Origin of the sequence: Streptomyces sp. NPDC048211, from assembly GCF_043202315.1 — a bacterium.
In the GTDB taxonomy this organism is placed as follows: Bacteria; Actinomycetota; Actinomycetes; order Streptomycetales; family Streptomycetaceae; genus Streptomyces.
This window is the reverse complement of the sequence record NZ_JBIDAD010000002.1, coordinates 751581-778257: the sequence shown is the minus strand read 5'-3', so window position 1 is coordinate 778257 and position 26677 is coordinate 751581. Positions and strand designations below refer to the sequence as shown.

The following is a 26677-nucleotide window of genomic DNA, read 5'->3' as shown; positions in this document are numbered from 1 at the left end:
AACGGGTTCGAGTGGCCGGCTGATCTGCTGGCGGCAGGCCCGTTAGAAGTTGAGCGGCGTGAGTGCCGCTGGTGAAGGATCGGAGCGGACGTTGAGCGTCGAGGCGGGAGCCGCGGGCGGCCAGAGCGATGCGGTGTGGGGTGCCTGGGAGCCCGACGAGCCCTCGCCCGAGCAACAGTCTCCCGCCACGTCCGGTTACGCCGCCGGAGCGCAGGTGGAGATCCGCGACGAGCTGTGGCTGGTCCGCAAGTGCCGGTCCACGGCCCGCGACGGGTGGATGGTCGAGGTCACCGGCATCTCCTCGTTCGTCCGTGGGGTCGAGGCCGTCTTCTACGACAAGCTCGATCTTGTGAGCGTGCTCGACCCCCACGAGACGCAACTGGTCGCGGACGACTCTGCCAACCATCGGAGAGCCCGCCTGTTCCTTGAGGCGATCATGCGGAAGACGTTCCTGCCTCAGACCGAGCATGGGCTGGCGCTGGCGGACAATTTCCTCATGGACCAGCAGGTCCACCAGCTGCGGCCGGCCGAACTCGCGCTGTCGATGAAGAACCCACGACCGCGGATCCTCATCGCGGACGTGGTGGGTCTGGGCAAGACCCTGGAGATCGGGGTGCTCCTTGCCGAGCTCATCCGGCGCGGTCGCGGCGAGAAGATCTTGGTCGTGACGCCGCAGCATGTTCTGGAGCAGTTCCAGCGTGAGTTGTGGACCCGGTTCGCGATCCCACTGGTGCGGCTGGACTCGACGGGGATCCAGCGGGTGCAGCAGGACATCCCCGCAGGCCGCAACCCGTTCGCGTATTTCAAGCGGGCGATCATCTCCGTGGACACGTTGAAGAGCGACGTGTACGCCCACCACCTGGAGCACACCGAGTGGGACGCCGTCGTCATCGACGAATCTCACAACCTCGTCAACCAGGGGACGAAGAACAACGCGCTCGCTCGGCTGCTGGCGAGGAAGACCGATGCGCTGGTGCTGGCCTCGGCCACGCCGCACAACGGCGATGCCTCTTCATTCGCTGAGCTGGTCAAGATGCTGGACGAGGCGGCGATCGCCAACCCGAACCGGTACGAGGTCAAGGACCTCGAACACCTCTACATCCGGCGTACGAAGACCACGGCGGAGGTACGCGAGTCCCTCAAGGGTGCCTGGGCGGACAGAGGCCCCTCCCAGCCGCTACGAGCGCCGGCCGGTGAGAAGGAGCTCGCCGTCTTCCGCGAACTGGCCACGCGCTGGATTCCTGCTGACCCCGACCAGCCTTCGGTCAGCCGGCACCAACTCGTGCCGTATCAGCTGCTGAAGTCGTTTCTGTCCTCGCACCGGGCCCTACGGGCGACGATCAAGACGCGGATCGCGACGCTGGACAAGCCACCTGTCGAAAAGTCGGCCGACAAGAAGAAGCAGACCCGGCCGGTTGATCCGAAGGTCCGCGAGGCGGAGGTCAAGCGGGAGCGTGCAGCTCTGGTGGAGTTGCAGCAGCTGAACGAGCAGATCCAGGACTCCGACTCGGCGAAACTCACCGCGCTCCTGGCTGAGCTGCGCGAGATGGGTGTCGGGCCTGGCTCGGACACCCGGGTCGTGGTGTTCTCGGAGCGCATCCCCACCCTGAAGTGGCTGGCCGAGACCGTACCGGCTGCGCTCGGCTTTCCGAGCGGGACCAGCCCGGATGAGAGCAAGCCGTGGCTGGGCTTCGGCGGTGCGGTGCAGGTCATGCACGGCGAGGCCAGCAGCGACGAAGAGCAGCGGGACATCGTCGAGAAGTTCGGGCTGCGCGACGATCCGGTGCGCATCCTGTTTACCGGCGACGTTGCCTCCGAGGGCGTCAACCTGCACCAGCAGTGCCACCTGCTCGTGCACTATGACCTGCCCTGGTCCCTGATCCGTATCGAACAGCGCAACGGCCGTATCGACCGTTACGGCCAGGCGTACCCTCCACAGTTCCGGGCACTGGTTCTCACCAGCGACATCCCATGGCGCACGGATGAGACCAGCGGGCAGCCGCGCACCCTCGATGACCGGCTGGTGGGCGAGAAGCTCCTGGGGCGCGAAGAAGAAGCCCACAAGATTGAGGGATCGGCCGAGGCCGTCACCGGTCTGTACCGGGCCAAGGAGGAGGAGAACCGTCTCACCCAGGACCTGATCGCCGGCCGTACCGTCGAGGAGTCGATCAAGCAGTCCCAGCAGGGCGGTGCCGCCTTCCTGGCCGGGCTGCTCGGTCAGGTCGGTGCGGTCCCCGAACACCCCGAAGTACCGCGCGCGGTGGTACCGACGCTCTTCCGCTCCACCGCCGACTACTTCGACGAGGCACTGCGCCAGGTCTGCCACCCCAACCCCGAGGACCAGCTGTCCCTGCGGCGTGATGATGACGGCACCATCGCCTTCGAGCCCCCGCGCGACTTGCTCTACCGGCTCAAGGCTCTGCCCAAGTCGTACCTGGACGAGCAGCGGATCATGCCCCGTAAGACCGAACCGGGCCGGCTGCGCGTCACGTTCTCCAAGGACCTCGCTGACGCGCGTCTGAAAGCGGCCCGGGAGACCTCCAAGTCCCAGTGGCCCAACGTCTCTTACGTATCGGACGTCCACCCGGTCCTGGACTGGCTGACCGACAAGGTCCTCGTCGAGATCGGCCGCCACCAGGCCCCGGTACTCGCCGCTGCCGTTGACCGTCCCACCTTCCTGGTGCAGGGCATCTACTCCAATGGTCAGGGCCGACCGACCATCGTGGAGTGGATGGCAGTCTCCGGGTTGCCCGGGGAGCCGACCACGGTGGAGCTGACCGAAGAGGTACTGGAGCGTTACGGAGTCGGCCCGAGCATGCCCGGCCGCGCCACTCCCCGGGATCTGCCTGGTCTGACCTCTCTGGTCCCCGATGCGATCGATGAAGCCAAGAGGCACCTCGGCACGCTTGAGGAGCACTACCGCCAGCGCATCGAGAAGACCCTCGCCCCCTACCGCAAGCGCGTCACCCACTGGAAACAGGACGCCCTCTCCGCCGGTCTGCGCCCGGACAAGCGGGGAGTCGGCCAAGCCGCGAGTGACCGGATGCGCCTGGTCAAGTCCCTGGAAACGAAGGGCGAGCCGATGCTGCGGCTCCTGGCTGTCCTGGAACCGCACACCGTTGAAGGGGGCACTGCACGATGAGCACCGACTTCGACTCCTTCATCAACCGCGGCGAGTACCTGTCCGCGTATTACTTCGCCGAGCAGCTCGGCGCCGACCTTAAGAAGGGGCTGTTCGCCACCTGGACGCTTCGTGAGGGCGACGAGAACGACCCGCGTAAGACCCCTCGTGAGCAGCTCCGCGCTCTGCGCTCCGTCTACCTTGCTGAGGACGTGCGCGCCTACTTCGCCGACGCCGCCCAGCGCGGTGCTGGTGACGATGCGCGACTCCTTACGCACAACAACCCTGAGTGGGCCAAGCGGCTCACCGAGTGGCACCAGACCGTGCTGCGCGCCCTCGGGTACAACGCGGCCCCCAGCGAACTCACCGTGCACCGTGCCGGACGCGAGCACGCCCTGCCTGTCGCCTACCACGGTCACGGCATCATCGCGCTCGACTGCGGCTGGACCTCCGCCTACGACACTGCTCTGGATGCCGATGGCTCCGGACGCCTTTTGGCTCCGCTACGCGTCAGCGCGAGTGAGAGTTACGAGACGGGTGCAGATCTGGCCTCCTGGCTCTTCGAGAGTGAGCTCGGTGAGCCCGGCGGCGCTCATCCCCGTTTCGTCTTGCTCCTCATCGGCGGCGTGATCCTGCTTGCCGACCGCCAGTCTTGGCGCGAGGGCCGCTATCTCGCGGTGAGCCTCGATGCGGCCCTGGAACGCAACGACCGTGCTCAGCAGGGTGAACTCTCCACCATTGCTGCACTTTTCAGCCTGGACATGCTCCGCCCCGGCGACAACGACCAGACCCGGGCGATCGACGGCCTGCTCAAGTCGTCGAGTACCAACGCGGTCGGCGTTTCCAACGAACTTCGCTACGGGCTCCAGCGCTCGGTCGAGGTCATCGCGAACGAAGTCCTCAGCCGGATGGCCGAGCCGAGGAACCACGTCACCCCGGCCGACATCGAATGCCCGAAGATTCGCTTCGCCCGGGAACTGACCCGTGAGTCCCTGCGCTACCTGTACCGGATCCTCTTCCTGCTGTATGCCGAAGCTCGCCCTGAACTCGGCATCCTTCCCGCCGACGATGGAAGCTACGAGGCCGGCTACTCGATGGCCCGCCTGCGCGAACTCGTCGAGCGCGACGAGGAACTCGTCGACGAGGAAGCCAAGAACGGCTTCCACCTCTTCCAGTCCCTCGACGTCCTGTTCAACAAGGTCAACTTTGGCCATCGCGCCTACGGCTCCGAGCCCGACGACGACCAGCCCGGCGACGACGAAGAGACTCGAGAGGCCAAGGCAGCACGCCGCAGCGAAGACCGCGGTCTCCGCTTCGAGCCCCTGCGCAGCGAACTCTTCGAACCCACCGCCATCCGCCTCATCGGCACCCGCGTCCTGGACCCGACCAGCGACGAGGACAACGACCCGCGCTGGCTCGACCTGCGCCTGCGCAACTCCGCCCTCCACGAAGTCCTACGCCTGCTCACCATGAAGAAGGGCAAGCGCGGCGAACGCGGCGGCTTCATCTCCTACCGCAACCTCGGCATCAATCAACTCGGCGCCGTATACGAGGGGTTGATGTCCTACACCGGCATCATCGCCAAAGAGGAGCTGTGCGAGGTCGCCAAGGGTGGAGACCCTGAAAAGGGCTCCTGGCTCATCCCCTCGCACAAGCAGGACCAGTACCCCGACAAAACCCTCATCCACTACAGCGAGGACGACGCCCGCAAGGGGCTGCGCGGGGTCAAAAAGTACGAGAAGGGCTCTTTCGTCTACCGCCTCGCCGGCCGCGACCGTGAGACCTCCGCCTCGTACTACACCCCCGAGTCACTCACCCAGGTCACTGTCGAACTCACCCTGAAGAACCGTCTCGACCAGGAACGCGACGCCGACGGCAACATCGTCAAGACGCGTGCCTCCGAACTCCTCAAGTACAAGATCTGCGAGCCGGCACTCGGCTCCGGCGCCTTCCTCAACGAGGCCATCAACCAGGTCGCCGACGAATACCTGCGCCGCCGCCAGGACGAACTCGGCACCCCCATCCCCACCACCGACGCACTCACCGAGAAGCAGAAGGCCAGGGCCTACATCGCCCTGCACAACGCCTACGGCGTCGACCTCAACGCCACCGGAGTCGAACTCGCCGAGGTATCCCTGTGGTTGAACACCATGCACCCAGGCATGCGCGCTCCCTGGTTCGGCCTGCACCTGCGCCGAGGTAACTCGCTCATCGGCGGGCGGCGCGCGGTCTACGCGGGCGACGACGTCTCCGGCAAGGAGAAGGCGTGGCTGAAGGCGAAGGGCACCCTGGCGCCTACTCCGCTCCCGTTCCTCAAGGACGGCGAGCCACAGCCGTTGCCTCAGGACGCGGTACACCAATTCCTGCTGCCGAGCCCAGGCTGGGCTGCGGTCACGGGCTCGAAGGAGGCCAAAGAACTCGCCAAGGACGGCGTCGAACAACTCGCTTCCTGGAAGAAGGGAATCCTCAAGCGTCCGAAGCGCAGTACCGCCCATCTCAACAAGGACGGCAGCCACACCCGGCTTCCGGGCGGAAGGCTGAAGCCGGAAGCGACTTCGCAGTTCACGCGGCTTAGGGATGCCGCCCGAAGAGCAGAATTCCTCTGGTCGGCCGTCACCAAGCGCATGGAACTCTCCGAGCAGGCGATCGCACGGCGCATCGACGTCTGGCAGGCCGATCCGAATGACCCCGAGTACGCCTTCCTCCGACGCCCTGAGCAGGCCGTACCGAAGGAGAAGGTCTTTGAAGACCTCTTCAACGCCATCGACACCCCGTACTGGCGGCTGAAGACGATCATGGACGCATGGTGTGCCCTGTGGTTCTGGCCCGCAGACAAGGCCGGACTGCTGGACGGTACGGACGGTGAATACACGGCGCGGAAAGTGATCGACGGCGCCGACGCCCTTAGCGAACTCGGGGGAGTACCGCTCGTCGGTGGAGAGCCCACGGACGAGGCGCACGTCGAACCGCGCGCGTCGCAGAAGGTCCCCGCGTCCACGGCACAGCCGCGTTTCGTCGAAGCTACAGCGACGGCACTGTTCTCGCTGGGCGCTGAGCAGACATCCTTCGACGACCTCGCCGAGGAAGCGGAGCAGGCTGCCGAGCCGAAGGAGAATCGACCGAAGTCCAGGAAGAAGGCCGCACCGAAGCCCACGGTCGTAGTGCGACGGCAGATGATCCCGCTCAAGGACCTGGATGACTGGCTGGACTTCCTGGAATCCATGCTCGGAACCGCCGACCTCCCCGAGGGCACGCTCCTGGACAGCTTTGACTCCTTGGATGCTCTCAAGGAGTTCGAGGAGACCCTCCCGGGCTTCATGGGCATGGACACTGCCAACCCTGAAGATCGCTACCCGTGGCTGCGGGCAGCCAAGGAAATCGCACGGGAACAAGGCTTCCTGCACTGGGAGTTGGAGTTCGGGCTCGTCTTCGCGCGGAGCGGAGGATTCGACCTTCAGGTAGGTAATCCGCCGTGGGTAAGGCCGGAGTGGAAGGAGAACTCCGTCCTAGCGGAGTACGAGCCGTGGTTCATGCTCACGGAGAAGCCTCCGGCAGCGGAGAAGAACCGACGACGCTCAGCCGAGCTGGCCAAGTCCGAGGTACGTAACTATGTTCTCGGAGAGTTGACCGCCACGGCTACCACGGCCGACTATCTGGCATCACCGCAGGTGTATCCACTCATTGCGGGCAGTCGTCCGGATCTCTATCGCGCGTTCATGTGCCAGACCTGGGACCACACCGCAGCGGGCGGCACCGTCGGACTCGTCCATCCGGACACCCACTTCAGCGGTGACAATGAAGCGGCCCTTCGCGAAGCTGCTTACCGGCGGTTGCGGGTGCACGGGGACTTCGTGAACTCGGGCAACCGCTTCTTCCCGCCGCCGGTCGGCCGGTCCAGCCACTTCGGGGTACACATCTACGGCGAGTGCGGAGAGATCGACTTCGAGCATCTGTCCTGGCTGTTCTCCGTCGATGCCCTACGGCATTCGAGTACGCACGGCGGCAATGGTGACGCACCCGGTGTGAAGTTCCAGGGCGGCTGGGACGAGCGCCCGCACCAGAAGCGGGTCGTGCGCGTGACACGCCACACGCTCAAACGGTGGCAGCGACTCTCGGGAGAACAGGATGTCCCCGTCGAGCAGGCACGGCTACTCACACCAGTGAGCACGGCAGAGGACCCGGCCATCGACCTTCTGGCCGCGTACCCACTCCGGGTGGGAGCTCTAGCTCCGCAGATCTCCGAGGGCTTCAACGAGACCAATGCCAGGAAGTCCATGAACGGCCCTGGCAGAGACAAGCCCCTCATCGACTACAACAAGAACCAGGAGAGGCGCGAGGACTACCTGGCTGACTCCTGGGACGAGGTCATCCTTAAGGGGCCCCAACTGGGCGTCGCCAATCCACTCTTCAAGCAGCCCAGCCAGGGAGGCGGCGAAATCCGCGGGCTGAACCACTTGGAGATCCCGTCGGACGCGGTGCCGGAGTCGGAGTACCGGCAGGTCGCGGATGACGCGACGTACCGGGGTGAGCAGGCTAGGTGGCTTGATCACGAACTGCTCGCAGAGCTGCGTGCGGATGCCGTAGCCCTCTTCCTCGCGCGCTCCGAGATCGCGCTGTCCTGCGGGCGGTCTCCGGGTGAGGTATCGGACGCGGAGGTGGACCGTCGGCTGATCGCGAAGGCAACTAGGCCGTACACCGAGTTCTACCGGCTGGCATGGCGACGGCAAATTGCACCTGACACGGAGAGGGCGCTGTTTGCCGCTCTGGTTCCGCCTGGACTTGCGCATGTCCATATGGTCCACAGCGCTTTTTTGTCGAGCCGCCGTGTGACCGCTCTGGTGGCTGGCTTCTGGGCCGCTCTCCCCCTGGATTACTTCTTGCGCACCACTGGGCGTGGTGACCTTCAGGTAGCGGCTGCCCACGCAATGCCAGCACCACAGATCGCCCATCCTCTCGCCCCCGCCCTCCTTCTCCGCACCCTCCGCCTCAACTGCCTCACCACTGCCTACGCCAGCCTCTGGCAGGACCTCTACGACCACGCCTGGCAGGTGTACGAGCCCTGGGCGCGCAAGTGGTCCGGCATGAACACGGAACTCCACGCGGTGCCCCCCACTTGGGGGCGCGATACTCCACTCCGTACGGAGTACGCCCGCCGGGCCGCGCTCGTGGAGATCGACGCCCTGGTAGCCGTCTGGCTCGGTATCGACGCGGACACGCTCGTCACCATTTACCGAGCCCGTTTCCCGATCATGCAGGACTTTGACGGGGTCACCTGGTTCGATGCCGACGAGCGCAAGATCGCTGGTGACCGTTACACCTACGGCCATGGCCAGGAGAAGGAGCACTTCACTCAGCTCCAGACATACCTGGCCGACAAGGCCGATCCCAAGACTGCCCCCGTACCCGACGGCTACACCGCCCCCTTCTACAAGGCGAACCGCGAGGCGGAGATGCGTGAGGCGCACGCGTACTTCCAGAAGCGGCTCGACGATGCGATCGCCAACGGCAAGTGGGATCCGATCAAGCAGGAGGTGCCGAAGCTGTGAGGCCGACGCTGGAGGCGCGGGGGCTCAAGGAGAGCCTGCTGCAGTACCTGTCGACGACGTACGCGTTGACGGATGAGGGTGCGCGTGAGGCGCTGCATCGGTTCCTGGGTGATGAGACGTCGGGGATGTTCCGGGGCCCGTATCTGCGGATCCGGACGCCGTTCACTGTGGCCGGCGAGGAGTGGCGGCAGCATCTGGCGTGGCAGCGGGAGGGGTTCACTCCGTACGCACACCAGGCCGTTGCCTTCGGGCGGCTGACGTCGGCGAACGGGCATGTGCCGCAGCCGACTCTTGTGACGACGGGGACGGGCTCGGGTAAGACGGAGGCGTTCCTGTACCCGGTACTGGATCACTGTCTCCGCGAGCGGGAAGCGGGGAAGGCCGGCATCAAGGCGGTGTTCCTGTACCCGATGAACGCCCTCGCGACCGATCAGGCGCAGCGCATCAACGAGCTGATCACGGAGAACGATGCGCTGAAGAAGTTGTCGGCCGGGCTGTACATCGGCGACAAGGCGGCCATCAAGTACGACCACGTTCGTACGCGCCGCTCGGATATGCAGCTCTCACCGCCGGACATCTTGATCACGAACTACAAGATGATGGATCTGCTGCTGCAGCGTGCGGATGACGCACCGCTGTGGCGTGGCTCGGACATCCGGTATGTGGTGGTGGATGAGTTCCACACCTACGACGGTGCGCAGGGCACCGACGTGGCGATGCTGCTGCGGCGGCTCGCGGCTGCCGTGGGGGCGTCCGAGGAGGGGCGTCCGCTGGGTTCGATCTGTCCGGTGGCGACGTCGGCGACGCTCGCGTCGGGGACGGATGCCGACGGAGTGGCCCAGCTGCTCGAGGTAGCAACGCAGGTTTTCGGTACGGAGTTCACGGCCGAGTCCATCGTCGGGGAGAACCGGCTGTCGGTGGAGGAGTTCATCCCGCTGGCGGACGTACAGATGCAGGGGCTGCCCACACCGGACGAGCTGCTGGCCCTGCCAGATCCCGCGACGAGCGATGAGGCGATGCTGGACCTCATCGAGTCGGTGACCGGGGTACGCAACGACGACCCCCTCGTATTGGGCGAAAACCTGAAGCGACACCTGTTCACCCGGGCGGTGATGCAGGCGCTGGACGGCGCGGTGAAGACCGGCGCCGAGGTGCTGGACGTCATGTGGCGTGCGGGTGCGGCCGGTTGGGCGGAAGCAGTGGCCCGGCAGCCGGAGAAGGCCGCCGAGGCGCTTGCCCGGTTCGTGGCGCTGTTGTCGTACGCCCGTGACCCGAAGTCGCTGATGGGAGAGCCGCCGCGACCGTTCGTGCATGTCGAGGTGCACCAGTGGGCCCGGTCGGTCTCGCGGCTGCTGCGCGGCGTACTCCCGTGGCCCAAGGCGGAGTTCCGCTGGGATGTGGCCGGTGCGGCCGATGCCAGTGCGGGAACCGGGGACCGATCGGCGCCGGTGACGACAGCCACATCGGGGCAGAGCGCGAATCTGTTTCTGCCGGCGGTCTACTGCCGGGACTGCGGGCGGTCGGGCTGGGCGGTGTTCTCACCGGAGAGCGACGACCACGAGGTCCAGTTCGACACGTACAAGATCCGTCGTGCCTCGTTGGGGCAGGACAAGGCCCGGGTGCGGAACTTGGTCTCGGCGACCGAGCGCGAGGCGCGCGAGGGTTCTGGGGCGGCGGTGCTGCCGGCCAGCGGTCGGGGCGGCAAGGGGACCACGGCCCTGCAGAGTGCGGGCGGTCTGCTGATGGTGCTGGACGGTGCCCGCAAGCGGCTGCGGCTGCCCGATCCACTCAACGACTACGACAAGGAGTCCAAGGAGCCGCGGCTGACCGCCCGCGACTCCGCATTCGTCCTGGTCAACTTCGGCGATACGGCAAATACCGCGGCCAAGGAGGACTGGTGCCCGGCGTGCGGAGAGCGCAACGCGATCCGCTATCTGGGTACCGGAGCGGCTGCCATGACTGCGGCGTCGATCACCCAGTTGTTCACGGGCGGGGAGCTCGACAAAGAGCGGCACGAAGACAAGACGCTGATGTTCAACGACTCGGTGCAGGATGCCGCGCACCGGGCCGGGTTCGTCGCGAACCGTTCGTACACCTTCTCGTTGCGCGCCCTCTTGGCGAAGCACCTGCGCAGCGACGTGCCCACGGCGCTAAACGATCTGATCGCCAACGTGGTCGAGGCCACGACCGACAAGGACACCCTGGCCGCAGTGGTGCCGCCGGATCTGCATGGTTTCAAGGGCGTGGACCGGCTGCTGTCCGGGCAAGGACGCGGCGGGGATCTGCCGACCTGGCGACTGATCGGTCAGCGCCTGGCGTTCGAAGCACTGATGGAGTTCGGGTTCCGCTCCCGCAACGGGCGCACCATGGAGCTGACCCGGACCGCAGCCGCGCAGGTGCGCATAGCGGACCCTGCGGCCGTGGTGGCCCTGGTCAAGCGGATCCACGAGGAGTTCGAACGCGCCGATCTGCCCCTTCAGCCGCAGGACGACGCACGCTATCTGGCGTTCGTGCGGGTGTTCTTGGAGCGCCTGCGTACGCGCGGCGCCATCTCACACCAGTGGCTGGACAAGTACGTCGACGAGGCGGGCACCAGTCGCTACTTCATCTGGGGCAAGCGCGCGCCCGGCATGCGCGCGTTCCCCAAGCGGGTCGCGGCGCCGGTGTTCCTGCTCAGCACACCCAAGAACGACAGCGAGTTCGACTTCGCGACGGGACGGCTGTCCTGGTACGAGCGATGGGCCGGCCGCTGCCTGGGGCTGTCGCGTGAGGCGGCACCGGAGTTCTGGAGCCGCCTCCTGCCGGAACTGGCAGCCGTTGGGCAGCTGTCATCCCGTACGCCGAACGACACCTCGGTAAGGGTCTACGGGCTCAAGCCGGGCAACATCGAAGCGCTGCTCCTGGACGACGAACAGGTCCGCCACGCGTATGTGCGCTGCCCGGTGTGCTTCTGGGAACAGACGGTCCACCCCTCCCTCCTCGATCAGTGGCACGACCAGCCCTGCCCCTCCTACCGCTGCCGCAGAGGCCGCCTGGTGGCCGGAGACCGACCCGAGCGGCTGGGAGTGCACCACCGCGACCGTGACTACACCCTCGACTACTACCGGCACCTGTACCGGAAGGCCGGGACGTACCAGGTGGTCACCGCCGAGCACACCGGCATGCTCACTCGCCCGCAGCGCGAGAAGGTGGAGGAGGCGTTCAAGCGGCGTACGGGCTTCAAGGACCCCAACGTGCTCTCCTGCACGCCGACGCTGGAGATGGGCATCGACATCGGTGACCTGTCCGCGGTGGTGCTGGCAGCCCTGCCTCGCAGGCCGGCCAGTTACGCCCAGCAGGTCGGGCGGGCCGGACGCCGGACCGGCAACGCATTCTTGCTGACGATCCCCGACCGTCGACGGCGCGACCTGTATTTCCTGGAGCGCCCCAAGGACCTGATCGCCGGAACGATCGTGCCCCCGGGATGCCATCTGTCAGCGGTGGAGATCCTTCGCCGCCAGTACCTTGCGCACCTGCTGGACCTCGCTGCTGCCGGCTGCCTCGTCCGCGGCGACGGCATCGTGCTGCGCGCCCTGCCGACCAAGGCACCCGCCCTGTTCGGTCCATCCGGCTACCTGATTGACCTGGTGGAAGTGGCCATCGCCCAGGGGGAAGAGCTCGCTAAGGGCTTCCTGGAGATGTTCCCCACCGGCGTCAACAACCGGGCCAAAGACGACCTGCGCGAATACGCGACGCACGAGCTGCGCGGCGCGGTGGAAGAGGCCGAGCGGGAGTGGCGCCGCCGAGAGCAGGCACTGCGCGCCCGGCTGGCCCAGATCGACGAGGCCCACGACGAGCTGCATGACTCCGACCCGGAGCAGGCGCGGCAGAAGGCCGAACTGGATGCCGAGCGGCGCGGAGTGGGCCGACGCCTGCTCAATCTGGGCGATACAGCCGCCCAGAGCGCACTGTGCGACCTGGGGCTGCTGCCGAACTATGCGTTGATCGACTCGGTCACCACGCTGTCCGCGACGCTGTACGGCGAGGATGGGATCGACCCGAAGACGGGGAAGGCGAAGTTCACCTCCACCACCGACTCCTACGACCGGCCGCGCCGCTACGCGCTCTCGGAACTGGCCCCGGGCAACTCCTTCTACGTCAACGGCTACCGGCACGAGATCACCGGCCTGGAGATCTCCACCGGCGGCCGACAGGAGTGGCGCACCTGGCGGGTGTGTCCAGGCTGCGGATTCGTACGTACCGAGGACGCTGCCGAGGACCGCTCGCCGTGCCCCCGCTGCAAGAGCGCCCACATCGCCGACGACGGTTCCTGCCTGTTCCAGATCGTGGAGCCGTCCACCGTGACCTCGCGTGACAAGCGCGAGGACGCCCGGATCCGCGACGACAAGGACGACCGCGACCGCCGCAATTACTCCGTCGTAGACGCGGTGGACATCCCGGTGGGCGACATCGAGCCCGGCTCGTGGCGTCACACGAAGCAGACGTTCGGCGTCGACTATTGCCGCACTGCCATGATCCGCCGGATCAATGTGGGGCCGGTCCGTTACGACTCCCCGGCCCGCGACGACTTCGCCGGGCATCTGGTGCGGCTCAACCCATTCCATGTATGCACCGCCTGCGGGGCGGCCAGCGCGGACGGCAAGCCGGTCTTCGACTACGACACCGACGCTCTCGACTCCGCAGCGGCCCGTAGCCCGCAGCTCAAGCACCACCGCCCTTGGTGTCCGCTGCGCCGCGGCAAGCGCGACGGGGCCACCCAGGAGCCGGTGCTGCTGGCCCACACGCTCAAGACCGAGGCTCTGCGGGTGTTGATCCCGGCCGCCACGGCGGACGTGGACGCCAAGGTTCACTCCTTCCGTGCCGCGCTGCGGCTCGGTGTGGACCTGCATTTCGGCGGCGATCCGCAGCACCTGGACACCACCGTGGCTTCCATGCCGGATGCCGAGAGCGGGGAGCGCCGTTGGTTCCTGGTGCTCTTCGATTCCCTGCCCGGCGGCACCGGCTATCTGGACCGGCTCACCGATCGCGTCGCCTTCCGCGACACCCTCGCGGCGGCGTACGAGATGTTGAAGGAGTGCCCGTGCGCCGAGGAACAGCGCCGGGCCTGCCACCGGTGCCTGCACCGCTATACCCCCGAGCGTTTCCAGGACATCGTCTCGCGCCAGTCAGCGCTGAACATGCTGGAGTCGCTGCTCTTCACAGCAGAGGGGGCGGACGGCTGGGACATCGCTGACGTTGATCACACCGGGCTGGTCGGTCTGGACGCCCAGGTCGAATCCGACCTGGAGGCGCGCTTCCTGGCCGCCCTGCGCGACTGGGTAAAGGTCACCGATGACGCAGCCCTGGATGAGGACGGCCACGCCAGCGGACATCTGCGCTTCACCGCCGGTTCCGACGTCACCCACTGGCGGCTGACGGCCCAGCAGCAACTTCAGGGCACCCGGACTGACTTCACCTTCACCCGGGTCGACGGCCCGAAACAGAGCGTCAAGGTCTATCTCGAAGGGTTCCGTTTCCACGCCAGCCGGGAACACAACCGCATCGCCCATGACGCGGCTCAGCGCACGAAGCTGCGTGCCGAGGGAGAGATCGTCTTCCAGGTGACCTGGGCGGACATCGACCTGTTCGAGAAGCGCCCCACGCGGACCAAACCCGTCTGGCCGCCCTATCGCGGCACGGCCCAAGAACAGGCCAAGGCCGCCTACGAGCAGTACGGCGGACAGCGCGCCCACTTCGCGAACGCCGTCTTCGCCAACCCGATCGACACGTTGATCTCCTACCTGCGCGATCCTGACGCCGACCGCTGGGCCCGCCGCTCCCGCGCGCTGGTCACCGGCCTGTTGAGCACTGCGGGAACCACTCCCGTAGCCGCGACCGGGCGCCGCAGCGAGCTGGTGGCGGCGCTGCGCAGTGAGCTGGCCACTTTCAGCAGTAGTGCGCGCCACGACAAGCCGGTTGTACCGGATGCCGCCGGGATCGGGCCCGTGCACGTGTTCCGGACCCAGGACGAGAACGGACTACCGATCCTCGTCACCCTGGATGCTGCCGACCCCGAAGCCCCGCGGTGGAGCGCACTCACCGTCCTGGACGACACCGATTCCGTCCTGGAGAGCGACGAGCACAAGCTGCGCTGGCGGTCGTGGCTGTACTGGAGCAACCTCACCCAGTTCCTGTCCCTGGCCGGAGGTGACGGCGTCCAGCTCGCCGCCAGCCGCGCCGCCAACTTCGAGGTCGAAGTCCTCGCGGTCTGCGGAGGGCTCGGCGAACTCGACTCCCTCATGGGCGCCCCTGTACCGGTCCCCGCGCCAGCAGCAGGCACCAAACCGGTCGATCCGAACCCGGACCATGACTCGGCCGCCGAAGCCGCCATCGTCCAGATGCTTCGGGACGCCGTCTGGGACGAGGACATCCTGGAAATACTGCGCGAGGAACCCACCGAGGCCCCTGACCTCCTGCGCCTTGCCGAAACCCTCGCCGACCGAGGCAAGCAGGCTCCCGTCTTCGGCTTCGAACTCGGCACAAGCCGCTGGCAAGCCGAATTCGCCTGGCAGTCCCCCGGACTCAAGATCGCCGTCATGACCGCCCACCAGAGCGAGGACGACCACGAGGCCCAGCGACGCGACGCCGCCTACACCGACGACGGCTGGCAGGTCCGCACCGCCGGCGAATGGCTGGCCCATCTGGACGAGTTGCTCGACCAGATCCCCGACACGGAAGGCACCACCCGATGACCGCCCGGCTCAGCCTGTACCGCAAGGCCGAACAGGAGCTGTATAAGCTCGACCGCTCGGTCAAGGCCCAGTTCTACGACTTCTGCCACATCTTCCGGGGCAACCCCGACCAGCCAGGGCTGAAGAAGCACAAGCTCAAGGGCGACTCCCGGATCTGGTCCGCCCGGGTCAACCAGTCCTACCGCGCTCTGCTCACACCCACCGGGGTCGACGCAGACGGTACGGAGAACTGGCTGGTCATCGCCGTACGTCACCGGCGAGACGTCTACGAAGAACTCCAAGTCGCTGTCAACCGGGTCACCGGCGAGATCGAGTTCGTCGACCTCGCCGTCGTCGGCGACAGTGCGCTGCGCCGCGCCGGAATCACCCTCACCCCCTCGGAGCCCGATTCTCCGGCCGAGGCACCCAAGCCCGCCCCGGAACCGGTTCAGCACGTCGCCGAACCCGACGCCGCACCTGCGCTGCTCGCCGCCTACGACGCCGACCAGCTGCGCGACCTCGGTGTCGCCGACCAGCTGATCGAGCTCGCCCTCGCTGTCACCGAGAGCACCGAGCTCGACCAGCTCCTCCAGGGTGCCCCGCTGCTGTCCAAGGACGTCCTGTACGGCCTTGCTTCCGGGATGGACATCGACGAGGTCCGCAAGGAGATCACCAAGCCGGTCGAGCTCGGCCAGCAGCCCGACCTCGACGACTTCGCCGCCGCCGCGACCCGTACCAAGGTCACCGCTGTCGACGACGACGTCCAGGCGGCCATCGACGAAGGCGACTTCCGCGCCTGGAAGGTTTTCCTGCACCCCGCCCAAGAACGCATCGTCCACCGCCATTACAACGGCCCCGCCCGCGTATCCGGCGGCCCCGGCACCGGCAAGACCATCGTCGCGCTCCACCGGGTCAAGCACCTCGCCCAGCAGCTGCCCCCGGGCCACAACAAACCGATCCTGCTGACCACTTTCACCAAGAACCTCACCACCGACCTCCGCCTGCGACTGGCCTCCCTCGTCGAACCCGAACTCCTCGCCCGAGTCGAGATCGCCCACATCGACCAGCTCGCCGCCCGTGTCTTGGGCGAGAACACCGCCCCCGGCCGCGGCAAGCAGCGCGTCTACGACCACGTGGCGCTGAACGAGATGCGACAGCTACTGGCTGAACTGGACGACCGCCGCTGGGAGCCGGAGTTCTTGCTGGAGGAGTGGGAACAGGTCATCCTCGGCCAGTCTGTCCCCACCCGATCCGCCTATTTCCAAGCCCGTCGCGCCGGCCGAGGGCGGGCACTGACCCGTCCCGAGCGCAACCACATCTGGAAGCTCATCGAGCAGTTCACCGCCCGCCTCGACAAGCTCGGCGTAGAAACCTGGGGCCAAGCCTCCGAGCGCGCCGCCCGCTTCGAGATCGAACGCGCCGCGAAGATCGAGTCCCGTCGTGCGTACAAGGAAGAGATCGGCGGCAGAGACCTTATCCATCGCGACAACAGCTCCGGCATGCGCTACCTGGGCCACCGCTTCCAACACATCGTGGTCGACGAGGCCCAGGACCTTCGCCCCGCGCACTGGAAGATGCTGCGCGCCATGGCGGACCCCGATCTCGCCAACGACATGTTCATCGCGGGCGACACCCACCAGCGCATCTACGACCACCAGGTCACCCTCGGCGCCCTCGGCATCAACATCCGCGGCCGCTCCTCCCGCCTGACCCTGAGCTATCGCACCACCAAGGAAATCCTCGTCCAAGCCATGCGCGTCGTCGACGACAAGAAAACCACGTACGACAACCTCGACGATGGCACCGACAACCTCGCCGGCTACCGCTCCGTCCTCCACGGCCCCGCCCCCACCTTCATCCCGTATCGCACCTGGGACGACGAACTCGCGGGCCTCGCCACCACCCTGACCACCTGGCGCGACGAACTGTCCACCAACGAGAAAGGCGCCCCCAGCGACCCCAGTGGCCGCATCGCCGTCTGCGTCGCCGACCGCGACATGGTCAGCCAGGCCATGTACTACCTGGTCACCAAAGCCGGCATCACCTGCGCCGAGCTCACCAAGGACGGCCCCAAGGGCGACGGAGAAGTACACGTCGGCACCATGCACCGCTTCAAGGGACTCGAGTACCAGCGCCTCGCCATCGTCGGCGCAAGCGACGGCATCATTCCCCAGACCAGCAGAATCGAGCGCTACCGCACCGAAGACCCGCCACGCTACGAGCGCGAGCAACGTAAGGCCCGCTCGCTGCTCTTCGTCGCCACCACCCGCGCCCGTGACGCCCTGAGCATCAGCTGGCACAACAAGCCCAGCCCATACCTGCCGGTCAGGCTCTGACCAAGGCGTCGCCGCCAGGGCCCGGAGTTTCACACCGGAATGGGAAGCGGGACAAGGAGCACGCCTCGTAGCGCAGTTGGTAGGCACACAGGCCCTCGCCATTCATCCAGTAGATGGTGATCGCGGACAAGAACTGCTCCTTGATCTCCATGGTGCGTCGGCGCTCCTTCCCATCGATGTCGCTGATCCACCGCTCGATGTGCTCCGGGAGAGCTTGAACGCCAGCTCGTAGGAATCGGGTGCCTCTACCGGAGACAGCGTCTGCTCCGCGACAGTCCCGCTGTCGCGCTTGTTGATGCGCACCGCATGATCCGGCCTGGCTTCCGCGTACTCAAGGCACTGACGGTAATCATCCGCAGCCAGCGGAAGGGCGAAGGGCGCGGAGGGCAAGCTGAACAGAAGCCCGCTCCGCCTCACTGCGCCGGCAAAGGGCAGCGACCAGCTGATCGAGAGCAGCACGGGCGGCGTCCTTGATGCTCCCCAGGCGGTGAGTGAGGGCGGTAGCTTCGGTCCATGCATACACGCGTGACAGCCGTCATCATCGAGGACGGCAAGGTTCTGATGCTGGACCAGGACACTGATGAGCCCAGGTCATACTCCCTGCCAGGGGGCAAGGTCGAAGACGGAGAGGCCCTCGGCGAGGCGCTAATCCGTGAGGTGCGAGAGGAGACCGGGGTCGACGTCGAGGTTGGCCGACTGTTGTACCTGTGCGACAACGTCAAGGCGCATGTCATTCACATCACCTTCGAGGCCCGCCGGACCGGCGGGGTGATCGGGAACGTCACGGAAGGGGCGGACACCCGGCCGATTCGGGGTGTGGAGTTCGTCGAGCTCGGTGAGCTGCCCGCCCTGGGCTTCAGTGACCTGTTTGTGAAGTTGTGTCGGGAAGGGTTTCCAGGAGCCGGTTCGTACATGGGTCCCAAGTCGGCCATCGGTCTATGAACCCAGCGCACTGATCAGGAGACGGTCGAGCTCTCCCCGGGTAATGCGGGGGGAGTCGTTGAGCGAATCGACCCACTGGTTCAGCCGCTTCGACAGTTCCCATGCATCGAGCCGGGCAGTGTCAGTGGTGTGAGGGCTGCGCACCAGCCGGGGCAGGCTTACCCGCGAAGCGTGGGGGCCCAGTAGTCAGTCAGCATCTGCCCTGGCCAAGCAGGTTCGTGAAGATTTCCACGCGGACCCATCTCCGTGAAGTACGGCGAAAGATCGTAGATCTTCGTGCCCACCACAGCGTCCAGGTCACGCACATAGAGCGTTAGCCCGTCGATCCTCAGCAGCCGTGGAAAGCTCTGCGCCAACTGGTTGGGGCGCCGGTGGTTGCGATGGGCGAACGTGCCTGTGGCCGGCCAATCCGGATTTCCGCGAGGACTGCGCGCGTGGTACTCGACGTCATCAGGTGATGCCTGGTCGAAGTGCCAGACGACTACCAGGTGGGAGAACTCTTCCAGGCCCTGAACGGAGTCGATGGGGAACTCGGCCTCGTCGAGCTGGATCACAGACTCAACGCCGCCCCAGTAGTCATCGGCTACCTCAGTGCGCCCTGCGACGACTTCCCCGATCGGCTTGATCTCCAAGGCCATGGGCTCAACCCCTCGAATCGATTGTAAGGACGCCAGTGATCAATCTACTTGGGCCAGGTAGGAAGCCGCGCGGGCGTCGAGCTCACCCACCGCAGGGATGCCGCGCTTACGGAACGGCGACAGCAGGTGCCGCATGTCAACGACGCTCTGCCGCGCCCGTCCGGAGTAGATCCCGTTCTCCATCGCGTCCAGGACGCTGGTCCACGTCGCGCACGCCTCTTCCACGCCGCCCTGGGAGATCTGCGTCGCGCCCATGTATCCGAGGGTAACTGCGTGCGTGCGACGGAACGCGGCACCGCGTGTGCGGACGGAACGGCGGAACTCCTTCACTGCGCGCTGACGATCGCCCAAGTCCCGCAACGTGCAGGCAGTTTCGTGAGCTAGCGATGCCTCTCCGAAGAAGAACGTCCGGTCGGGTTCCTTAACCCCGTCATGTGCCTTGGATAGATCGTCCTCAGCTCGCAGCAGGGCTTTGGCGGCCTGGTCGTTGTGGCGATTCGCAGCGAGGGCCCGCGCGTGCACGACGCCCAGGAGAGCTCGCTCCCGGGGGGTAGCGGCTGCGTACCGCTCCCCGTGCACCGAAGCCTGTGCGATTTGGAGTGCTTCATGGCGAAATCCCATATCGAGTGCCTGGTGGGCCATGGCTCGAAGGATGTGCCCGCTCAGGGGCGCGTCGCCGGATCGGGCGGCCAGTTTCACTGCGATATTGAATCGCTGGAGCGCGACGGCGTGCTCGCTGTTATCGAAGGCCATCCAGCCCGAGACGTAGGCGAGCTCGGCGGACGCCGCGAACATGGCGCGGCGGGTCTCTTCGTCTGCGAAGCGTCCCCGGAGGAATCCGTGAGCTTCATGCTTCAGGTATTCGTCGACGGCCCGCCTGCCATGCCCGCCCCCGCGTCGTTGATCCATGCGCGAGAACGCCAGGGTCAGCTCCCGTACAGTCTCGACGTCCCCTCGACCGACCCGCTTCCGGGCCGCAGGTTCCTCGGCCGGCGGTTCGGCCATGGCCTCCCACCATGTGGCGTCCGGCAAGATCAGAGCCGCCGCAGAGTACACGCCGCCTGCCAGCAGTCGACGCCGGTCCGTGTTCACGCCATTCCCCAAGTCGCTCAGCGCGATCAGAGGATCGACGCGCCAGTCCAGCGCCTCCTGCGCTGGCGAGGTGGCAGCTGCGAACCCGGTCTCTCGTGGCGTGATCTCACGCTTCAATCGACGGGACAGCGCCTGGCACAAGATAGCGGGAGCGATCCCTGATGGCTGAACGCCGCCCACCCACATACTGACGTGGGAGCGTCCGATCCTGGAGTTCTCCAGCACTTCGCCGTTCAGCGTTTCGGCGGCGACACGGTTATACGCGGCGGTGGCCTGAGCTCGTGACCAGCCAGCTTCCAAGAGGAGCGAGGCCAGTCGCTCATTTCTCTCGCGCGCCATTCTGTGCCCCCGGACCAGAAAACGATCTTTGACCACGTTGACCGACCTGCCTCGGCGAGATACCAACGGACGGTCAGGCAATCAACGTAGTACCCAACTGACGCTCGGCGCAGGGAAGGTGTCGCAATATCCCATGCTCAGCGTAGTCACTCCGACGCCACGGATCGCAGTCAGCCAGTCGGGCGGATCATCACTGCGAGGCGGGGCGAGGCAGGCGAGGGCTGGCTGTAACCGATGGTCATGTACCCCCACGTTTGGTAGAGGGCCTGCACTTTTCCGTCGCCGGCAGCCTCATTGACCATGAGGGTCACGTACCGCTCGTCGCGGGCCGCAAGAAGCGTGTCGTGGATCCGTCGCGCTACGCCCATCCCCCGCCAGTGGGGACTCACACCGATCTCCTTCAACGCCAAAGCTGGCTGCGCCGTGTACTGCTCGCTGGGCGCCGGGCTGGTGCGCTGCCAATACCGGTCTCCGTCTTCGATCCTGTTCCCGTAGGCATAGCCCACGGGGTGCTCGCCTTCGTAGGCGAGTACGGCCTGAAATCCGGCTTCAGAGCCGTGCCGGTCCAGTCGCTCGCCGAACGAGGAGATCGCGTAGTTCGCGAGGTGCAACAGCGGGGCGCGCGCTTCAGCGTAGACATCGAGCAAGTCGCCGCGCGCGGCGTCCAGGTCGGTGAACGAAAGGAGTTCGATAGCGGGTGCCGAGGTCATGTGGAGCGAGGATCATCGCGGAGGTCCCGGACCATCACTGCGTAGACCGGAGAGTCGGCGAACGGCTGCTGCTCGCCGGTCTTGCGGTAACACCATCGCTCGTAGAGCGCCTGCACCTTGGGGTGAGTCACGTCGACCAGGAGCACGGCCAGGTCTTCTCTGCGCCTACTCAGCAGCGCCTCATGCAGCCGGTCTGCGACTCCCTGCTTACGCCACTTCGGCCGCACCATGACCTCCGAGACTGCGTAGGTCTCGGTGTAGCCGCTGTTCGGTTCAAACGCGGTCGATCGCCACCACTCACGACCGGCTTGCAGTGGGGCGCCATACGCGAACCCAGTAGGCTCCTCCTCCTCAAAAGCGACGACGCAGGTGAACCCGTCCATGCTGGACCAATGATCGACAAACCACGGGAACCGTTGGTTGAACTCGTTGTCCATCGCTTCGGCATAGGAATCAGCATGCACGTCGATCAGCATCTGCTTGAAGCCCTCGGGGAGGCTTCCGTGGTGGTAGTGGCGCAGGTCGGTCAGCCTGGTCACGCTCGACTCCATTCTTCTCGCATACGGTCGGCCCAGTCGCGCGCATACGCCGTGGATGGCGCAAGCCGGAAAAGGTCTCGATGGAAATCCCCGATCAGCGTGCGCATCCGCCCTGGGAGAGGAGCGCCGTCCATGATCTGGAAAACAGTAGCCGCGGTCTCTGTTGCCCGCTCGGGCTCGTCCTGTCGGAGCTGCGCGAGGGCGAGCTGGCATGTGGCCAGGGCACGATTGCGCTGGAACTCCAACGGGATCTTGGCGAGGGCGCGATGGGCCATGGCCTCGGCGTGGGCCGGTTCACCGTTGCGGTTCAGGATGACGGCCGCAAGATGGTTGAGTTCCGCCGGCCCGTAGAACGCAGTCCAGCGAGGCCGCTCGTATACCTCTGCCTTCCGCAGGAATTCTTGCGCTGATCCAAGCGCCCGTTTGGCCCCTCTCGGATCACCCAGCGATGAGTGCGCCAGGGCAAGGCGCCCCCGGCCCATGGAGCTGAAGAAGGGGTCTCTGCGAGCTGCCTTCGAGGCGTTGGCCGCCTGTGCGGCCGCTAGTTGCTCGGGCCAGTTCTTCCGCTGGTAGGCGAGCATCGCGACGTTGATCCACACCCTCATTCCGGTCGCGGAGTCCTGAGACAGCCCCGCGAAGGTCGTGGACTCGTGAAGGTGCGCCTGCGCCGTGTCCAGCTCCCGCAGGTCGATGCACGCCCAGGCCGCGATAGTCGTGTACTCGGCGGCGAGGGCGTACAAAGCGCGACGCACGCTCTCGCTGGCGTTTCGCTGCTGGAGTTCCAGGATCTTGGCTCGCCCATCAATGGCTGCGGCAGCGAGGGATCGGTTCCCGCCCTGTCGGTCGTCAGCTTCGACGAGCCTGTTCATACCGGCGGATGCCCGATCCACGTCCGTCATGCCTACCGAGCGACGCTGTTTCCCGAGAGGTACAGCGCCCGCCGCCGTACCTGTGGTGGCAACGATGAAGTCACGACGCCGCACGGGGCCCTCCGGAGGATGTTGCATGGTTCTGGGGGTGTTGAACCCCAGGTCCGCCGCAGGGCAGCCGAACACACGCTCAAGTGCAGCGCAAGTACGGCCGATTGGCCGACGGGTTGTCCCGTTGAGCAGGTTCCGGATCGTGCGTGAGGACATGTCCCCAGGTCTGCCGGTGATCTCCAGTAGCGCCTGATTGCAAAGATCAGCCAACTCATCCTGAGTCAAGCTCAGTTCATCCATCCGACTCTGCAGGATGACATTCGCTCCCATGCCCTGAAAGTAGTACCGCCACTACTGGACTGCCCAGAATCAAGGCAATGGGAACGCAAAGTCTTCCGGTCTACAGGGATGCGCGAACCCAGGACTCTTCCTGTCACCCGCTCACCGAGCGTCGTTGACTCAGTATCAGCGGTCACGCCGCACCTCGGCATCGCGGGCACCTCGGCGCCGTGCCGTACCGACAGGTGGCCGTTAGTGATCTTTGACCACCTTGACCACCCCCAAGCCCTTGACCCCATTCCGCGCACCGCGGATTGGCGGTTCTCTCTTGTAGGCCAGCTACTCGACGAGCGGGAGCACTCCACATGAACGCCTCCACTGGCACATTCGACGCCATGGGCGCCGAACGCCTGGCCAGCGTCGACCTGCCTCGGAACCACGTCCTGCTGGGGAGGCCGTAATGCCCCTCGCCCTTGCCCACAAGCTGACCGAGTACCTGGACAGAGCCGCATACGTCTACCAGTGGCCGTTGTACCCCCCGTTGGAACCCTGGAGCCCAGAGCCGGCCCGGCCGCGCAGGACACCGGCATGGATGGAAGCCGAGCGCCGAGCTTCTGAGCGGTGGCGCACGAACGAAGTTCGCATCACGCCCGATCCGATCGTGAGGCTCGGGATCGCGCGACGCGAAGTCCTTGCCCACCGTCTCACGCACCTCAATGCTCACGGGCGGACACCCCGCGTCGCCCTGTACTCCTTGAATCCGCTACGGAAGCGGCCGGCACTCACGTTCGCTGGGCCCCGCGCATACGCGGCCGGCGAGGGGTGGCGGATCGCCGCCGACCATTGCATCGCGGACCGACTCCGTAAGACGGACCCGATGCACCGTCCCGGCTGGCGCTGGGCGCTGCACCTGGTACACGCCGGGCTCGTCGATGGCGTCGTGGCTGCGGCGCAGACGGACATCAGCCCGCACCTGGACGAGTACGAACTTCAGCTCGACCTGATGGCTCACTACGGCGGCTTCGTAGCCCTCGTGACGTCGGAGAGCGTGACGGCAAAACGCCGAGCGACCCGGCCAGTGGACGCACCCGAGGTCGCGTACGAAGTTGCCGACGGAGAGATGCGTAGTGCGCGACTCAACGGCGCCGCGCAATCTAGCCTCTCCCACAGCCCTCTTCCGGGAGGAGCACAATGAGCCGCGCACCATCACCGGTCGTCGCTACGGCGTGCGAGACGCAGTCGGACATCGGCCCTGGATTTTCAGTCGCTTTCGCTCCCGACGAGTACCAAGTCGCGCAGATGCGCAAGATCACCGCGGCTCACCTGCGGCGGTGGCGGGTGCCGGAGACGACCGTGGACAACGTCGTCATCGCGGTGTCGGAACTGGTGACCAACGGCATCCAGCACGGGCACGGTGCGATAGCGCTGACGGCGATCTGCTCCGACGGCGTACTACGGGTCGAGGTGACGGACGGCAATCCGAGCCCTGCCCAGCTCACCACAGCGGGCGACGACGACCTTTCGGGCCGCGGCCTCTTTCTCGTCGCTGTGCTCGCCCAGGACTGGGGAGTCAGCGACGGCGGCCGGACCACATGGTGCGAATTCCGCCTTGCCTCGGGGAGGACCTGGTGACCGCCCTAATGTGCAGGAGCTCTGCACCATTACCCATCGCAGCAGTCGCAAACGACGCCGCAACACCCAGCCGAGACGACCTCGGAACACCAAGTCCTGACCGTAGAGCAAGGGGCCACAAAGCCGCGGTGATCCCGGGGCTAGGCCGCCATCTCCTGCCGCATGCGGTCGAGCGCTTGCACCGCCGTGCCCCGCACTGTGGGAAGCCGGTGGCCGGCAGTCCGCACGATCCGTTGCAGCTGGTGCGGCAGACGCTGCACCACAGCCTCGGCCATTGCGGTGTTCAGGGACTCAACAGCCCCGCCCAAATCATCGGCGAGAAGTCGCACGTGGGCAACCGTGACCAGTTCGATCACTCGCCATTGCGGTGCGACCGTGGTCGTCGAGCCTGGCCCTTGATCGACCAGCCGTATGGCGAGGGCTGCTCGCCCCGTGCTGACGAGACCACGCAGCCGGATCTCGTGCAGGGCATAGGGATTGAAGAGCGAGGTATGGGCGACGCTTTGGAGAAGGTCGTCTGTCTCCCTCATCACGCTGTCGAAGAGACGCGTGTCGCCGAGTTCGCCTGCGGCACGCGCGTACAGCGGCAACACCGCCGCACGAGCCTCCGGGTTCGGTGCCAGTGCAGCGGCGTGGCGCAGTCGATCTACAGCGGCCCCGATAATGCGGGCCTTGCGCAGTTCATTTCCGTGCATCCGCAGGGTGTAGCTACGGAAGGCTGGGTCGTCGAAGTGGGCGGCGATACCAAGACTCTTTGCGGTCCAGTGGGCTGCGGTGGCCAGCCGGTCCTCGGGCAAGACGTTACCGAGCGCGACACCGAGCCCCACCCGGGCATGCGCGAGCAGTCGAAGGACTTCCCTCTCGGAGTGCCCGTCTTCCAGGCGTGCTTCGAGCCGGGCGACCAGGGGCCACAATTCGGCGACGGCTTCGGAGGCGTGGCCGCTCTGGCGGGCGATCTCGGCGAGACGGACCGTGGACTGGCCGAACTGAAGCATGGCCCTGTGGTCGGTATCGGCCGGGTCGGTGACGCCCAGAACGTGCGGCGGCAGGCGCAATTGTTCGGCGACGCGGCGCAGCGAGCCGACGTCGCCCAGCGTCTTCTTCCTGAGTTCGAGGGCCGAGATGTATGTCTTGTCGTAGCCCAGAAGGGTGCCCAACTCGGTCTGGTTGAGCCCGTGAACGGTCCGGTGAAAGCGCAGGATCGCGCCGAGGTCGCCGCTGTCCAGCACCGTGCGGGCCTGTGGTGTGGCCCAATGCCACACAACGTGCTGGGCCGAAGGGCGGGTTTCGGACAGGGCCATGGCCGGCTACATCCGTCCGTACCACGCTGCGATGGACTGCTTGTAGCCGTCTGGCATGGTGAGCCCGGGGACCTCCGCGGCAGTGAACAATCCGATCTGCTGGTGTTCGTGGCTGACCACCGGTTCCGCCTCCGGTGTGAGCACGGTGCACCCGTAGGTGATGATCACGACGCGGCGCTCGGGGCGGGTCTGCGGCAGTGGCTGGTAGATCCACGTGTCCAGGAGTGGCCCGGCCTTGACGCGCCAGCCCGACTCTTCGTGCAGTTCGCGTTCAACGGTGTGCTCGGGGCTGGCATCGTCCGCCTCCAGCCGTCCGCCGGGCAGCTCCCACTCCCCGCGTTCGTTCTTCAGCAGCAGCACCCTGTCGCGCCTGTCCAGGGCGACACCTTTTACGGATACGGGCCAGGTGGGAGGCGTGTAGGTCATGCGGTTCCTCGTATTGCAGGACGGGGCCAGCGATTTCGGACCGTAGCACGAGGCGAACAACGCTTCGCGTTCTCAGGCGATTTGCCCGAGTCGACAATCTGTCGCTTTACCCGCCGGGCCGCCGCTCTCAACAGTGGAACCACTGA

Annotated in this window: 15 protein-coding genes; 7 read left to right on the top strand and 8 right to left on the bottom strand. The window is 66.2% G+C overall.

Translation table 11 applies throughout. The features are described 5' to 3' along the window. Positions 1-91 precede the first annotated feature (91 nt). From ACGFZA_RS10325 to ACGFZA_RS10310, 4 genes are read left to right on the top strand one after another with little or no spacing between them, the layout of a single operon-like run. A complete protein-coding gene (locus tag ACGFZA_RS10325) occupies positions 92-3142 on the top strand; it encodes an SNF2-related protein (protein ID WP_393678623.1) in 3051 nt (1016 codons plus the stop codon). Further along, on the top strand, positions 3139-8667 hold the full coding sequence (locus ACGFZA_RS10320) for a hypothetical protein (RefSeq protein ID WP_393678622.1): 5529 nt from the start codon (positions 3139-3141) through the stop codon (positions 8665-8667). Before ACGFZA_RS10325 ends, ACGFZA_RS10320 begins: the two co-directional genes overlap by 4 nt. Next, positions 8664-15398: a DEAD/DEAH box helicase gene (locus ACGFZA_RS10315; protein WP_393678621.1), complete on the top strand. Its 6735-nt coding sequence runs from the start codon at positions 8664-8666 to the stop codon at positions 15396-15398. Before ACGFZA_RS10320 ends, ACGFZA_RS10315 begins: the two co-directional genes overlap by 4 nt. Further along, entirely contained in the window at positions 15395-17713 is a 2319-nt protein-coding gene (locus tag ACGFZA_RS10310; RefSeq protein WP_393678620.1) for a UvrD-helicase domain-containing protein, read from the top strand. Before ACGFZA_RS10315 ends, ACGFZA_RS10310 begins: the two co-directional genes overlap by 4 nt. Here the strand turns inward: ACGFZA_RS10310 and ACGFZA_RS10305 are convergent. Further along, the gene (locus tag ACGFZA_RS10305; RefSeq protein ID WP_329539156.1) at positions 17703-17864 is read right to left on the bottom strand and encodes a hypothetical protein; all 162 of its coding nucleotides are present in this window, start codon (positions 17862-17864) and stop codon (positions 17703-17705) included. The genes ACGFZA_RS10310 and ACGFZA_RS10305 overlap by 11 nt on opposite strands. A 374-nt stretch (positions 17865-18238) precedes the next feature. Between ACGFZA_RS10305 and ACGFZA_RS10300 the strand changes: the two genes are divergently transcribed. Further along, positions 18239-18655: an NUDIX hydrolase gene (locus ACGFZA_RS10300; protein WP_329539157.1), complete on the top strand. Its 417-nt coding sequence runs from the start codon at positions 18239-18241 to the stop codon at positions 18653-18655. Between the two features lie 158 nt (positions 18656-18813). Here the strand turns inward: ACGFZA_RS10300 and ACGFZA_RS10295 are convergent, their stop codons facing one another. The 5 genes from ACGFZA_RS10295 to ACGFZA_RS10275 all read right to left on the bottom strand — a co-directional run bounded on the left by ACGFZA_RS10295 (position 18814) and on the right by ACGFZA_RS10275 (position 23223). After that, positions 18814-19293, bottom strand: coding sequence for a TrmO family methyltransferase (locus ACGFZA_RS10295; protein WP_329539158.1), 480 nt, complete (start codon positions 19291-19293; stop codon positions 18814-18816). Between the two features lie 39 nt (positions 19294-19332). Continuing rightward, positions 19333-20724: a Tat pathway signal protein gene (locus ACGFZA_RS10290; protein ID WP_329539160.1), complete on the bottom strand. Its 1392-nt coding sequence runs from the start codon at positions 20722-20724 to the stop codon at positions 19333-19335. A 170-nt stretch (positions 20725-20894) separates the two neighbouring features. Beyond that, positions 20895-21434, bottom strand: coding sequence for a GNAT family N-acetyltransferase (locus ACGFZA_RS10285; RefSeq protein WP_393678619.1), 540 nt, complete (start codon positions 21432-21434; stop codon positions 20895-20897). Next, entirely contained in the window at positions 21431-21973 is a 543-nt protein-coding gene (locus tag ACGFZA_RS10280; RefSeq protein WP_329539162.1) for a GNAT family N-acetyltransferase, read from the bottom strand. The genes ACGFZA_RS10285 and ACGFZA_RS10280 overlap by 4 nt, the downstream gene beginning before the upstream one ends. Beyond that, positions 21970-23223, bottom strand: coding sequence for a helix-turn-helix transcriptional regulator (locus ACGFZA_RS10275; RefSeq protein ID WP_329539163.1), 1254 nt, complete (start codon positions 23221-23223; stop codon positions 21970-21972). Before ACGFZA_RS10275 ends, ACGFZA_RS10280 begins: the two co-directional genes overlap by 4 nt. A 541-nt stretch (positions 23224-23764) precedes the next feature. On the opposite strand from ACGFZA_RS10275, the gene ACGFZA_RS10270 reads away from it, so the two are divergent. After that, positions 23765-24367 (top strand): hypothetical protein, encoded by a 603-nt coding sequence (locus ACGFZA_RS10270; RefSeq protein ID WP_329539164.1) that lies wholly within the window; start codon positions 23765-23767, stop codon positions 24365-24367. Continuing rightward, entirely contained in the window at positions 24364-24804 is a 441-nt protein-coding gene (locus tag ACGFZA_RS10265; RefSeq protein ID WP_393678618.1) for an ATP-binding protein, read from the top strand. Before ACGFZA_RS10270 ends, ACGFZA_RS10265 begins: the two co-directional genes overlap by 4 nt. Before the next feature lie 140 nt (positions 24805-24944). Here the strand turns inward: ACGFZA_RS10265 and ACGFZA_RS10260 are convergent, their stop codons facing one another. Then, entirely contained in the window at positions 24945-26105 is a 1161-nt protein-coding gene (locus ACGFZA_RS10260; RefSeq protein ID WP_393678617.1) for a helix-turn-helix domain-containing protein, read from the bottom strand. Between the two features lie 6 nt (positions 26106-26111). Further along, positions 26112-26531, bottom strand: coding sequence for an NUDIX hydrolase (locus ACGFZA_RS10255; protein ID WP_329539166.1), 420 nt, complete (start codon positions 26529-26531; stop codon positions 26112-26114). Between the last annotated feature and the right edge of the window lie 146 nt (positions 26532-26677).

Coding starts and splice junctions, on each gene's coding strand:
- ACGFZA_RS10260 (WP_393678617.1), bottom strand. CDS start 26,105: ATGGCCCTGTCCGAAACCCGCCCTTCGGCCCAGCACGTTGTGTGGCAT.
- ACGFZA_RS10310 (WP_393678620.1), top strand. CDS start 15,395: ATGACCGCCCGGCTCAGCCTGTACCGCAAGGCCGAACAGGAGCTGTAT.
- ACGFZA_RS10305 (WP_329539156.1), bottom strand. CDS start 17,864: ATGGAGATCAAGGAGCAGTTCTTGTCCGCGATCACCATCTACTGGATG.
- ACGFZA_RS10290 (WP_329539160.1), bottom strand. CDS start 20,724: ATGGCGCGCGAGAGAAATGAGCGACTGGCCTCGCTCCTCTTGGAAGCT.
- ACGFZA_RS10265 (WP_393678618.1), top strand. CDS start 24,364: ATGAGCCGCGCACCATCACCGGTCGTCGCTACGGCGTGCGAGACGCAG.
- ACGFZA_RS10270 (WP_329539164.1), top strand. CDS start 23,765: ATGGAAGCCGAGCGCCGAGCTTCTGAGCGGTGGCGCACGAACGAAGTT.
- ACGFZA_RS10275 (WP_329539163.1), bottom strand. CDS start 23,223: ATGGGAGCGAATGTCATCCTGCAGAGTCGGATGGATGAACTGAGCTTG.
- ACGFZA_RS10320 (WP_393678622.1), top strand. CDS start 3,139: ATGAGCACCGACTTCGACTCCTTCATCAACCGCGGCGAGTACCTGTCC.
- ACGFZA_RS10295 (WP_329539158.1), bottom strand. CDS start 19,293: ATGGCCTTGGAGATCAAGCCGATCGGGGAAGTCGTCGCAGGGCGCACT.
- ACGFZA_RS10255 (WP_329539166.1), bottom strand. CDS start 26,531: ATGACCTACACGCCTCCCACCTGGCCCGTATCCGTAAAAGGTGTCGCC.
- ACGFZA_RS10285 (WP_393678619.1), bottom strand. CDS start 21,434: ATGACCTCGGCACCCGCTATCGAACTCCTTTCGTTCACCGACCTGGAC.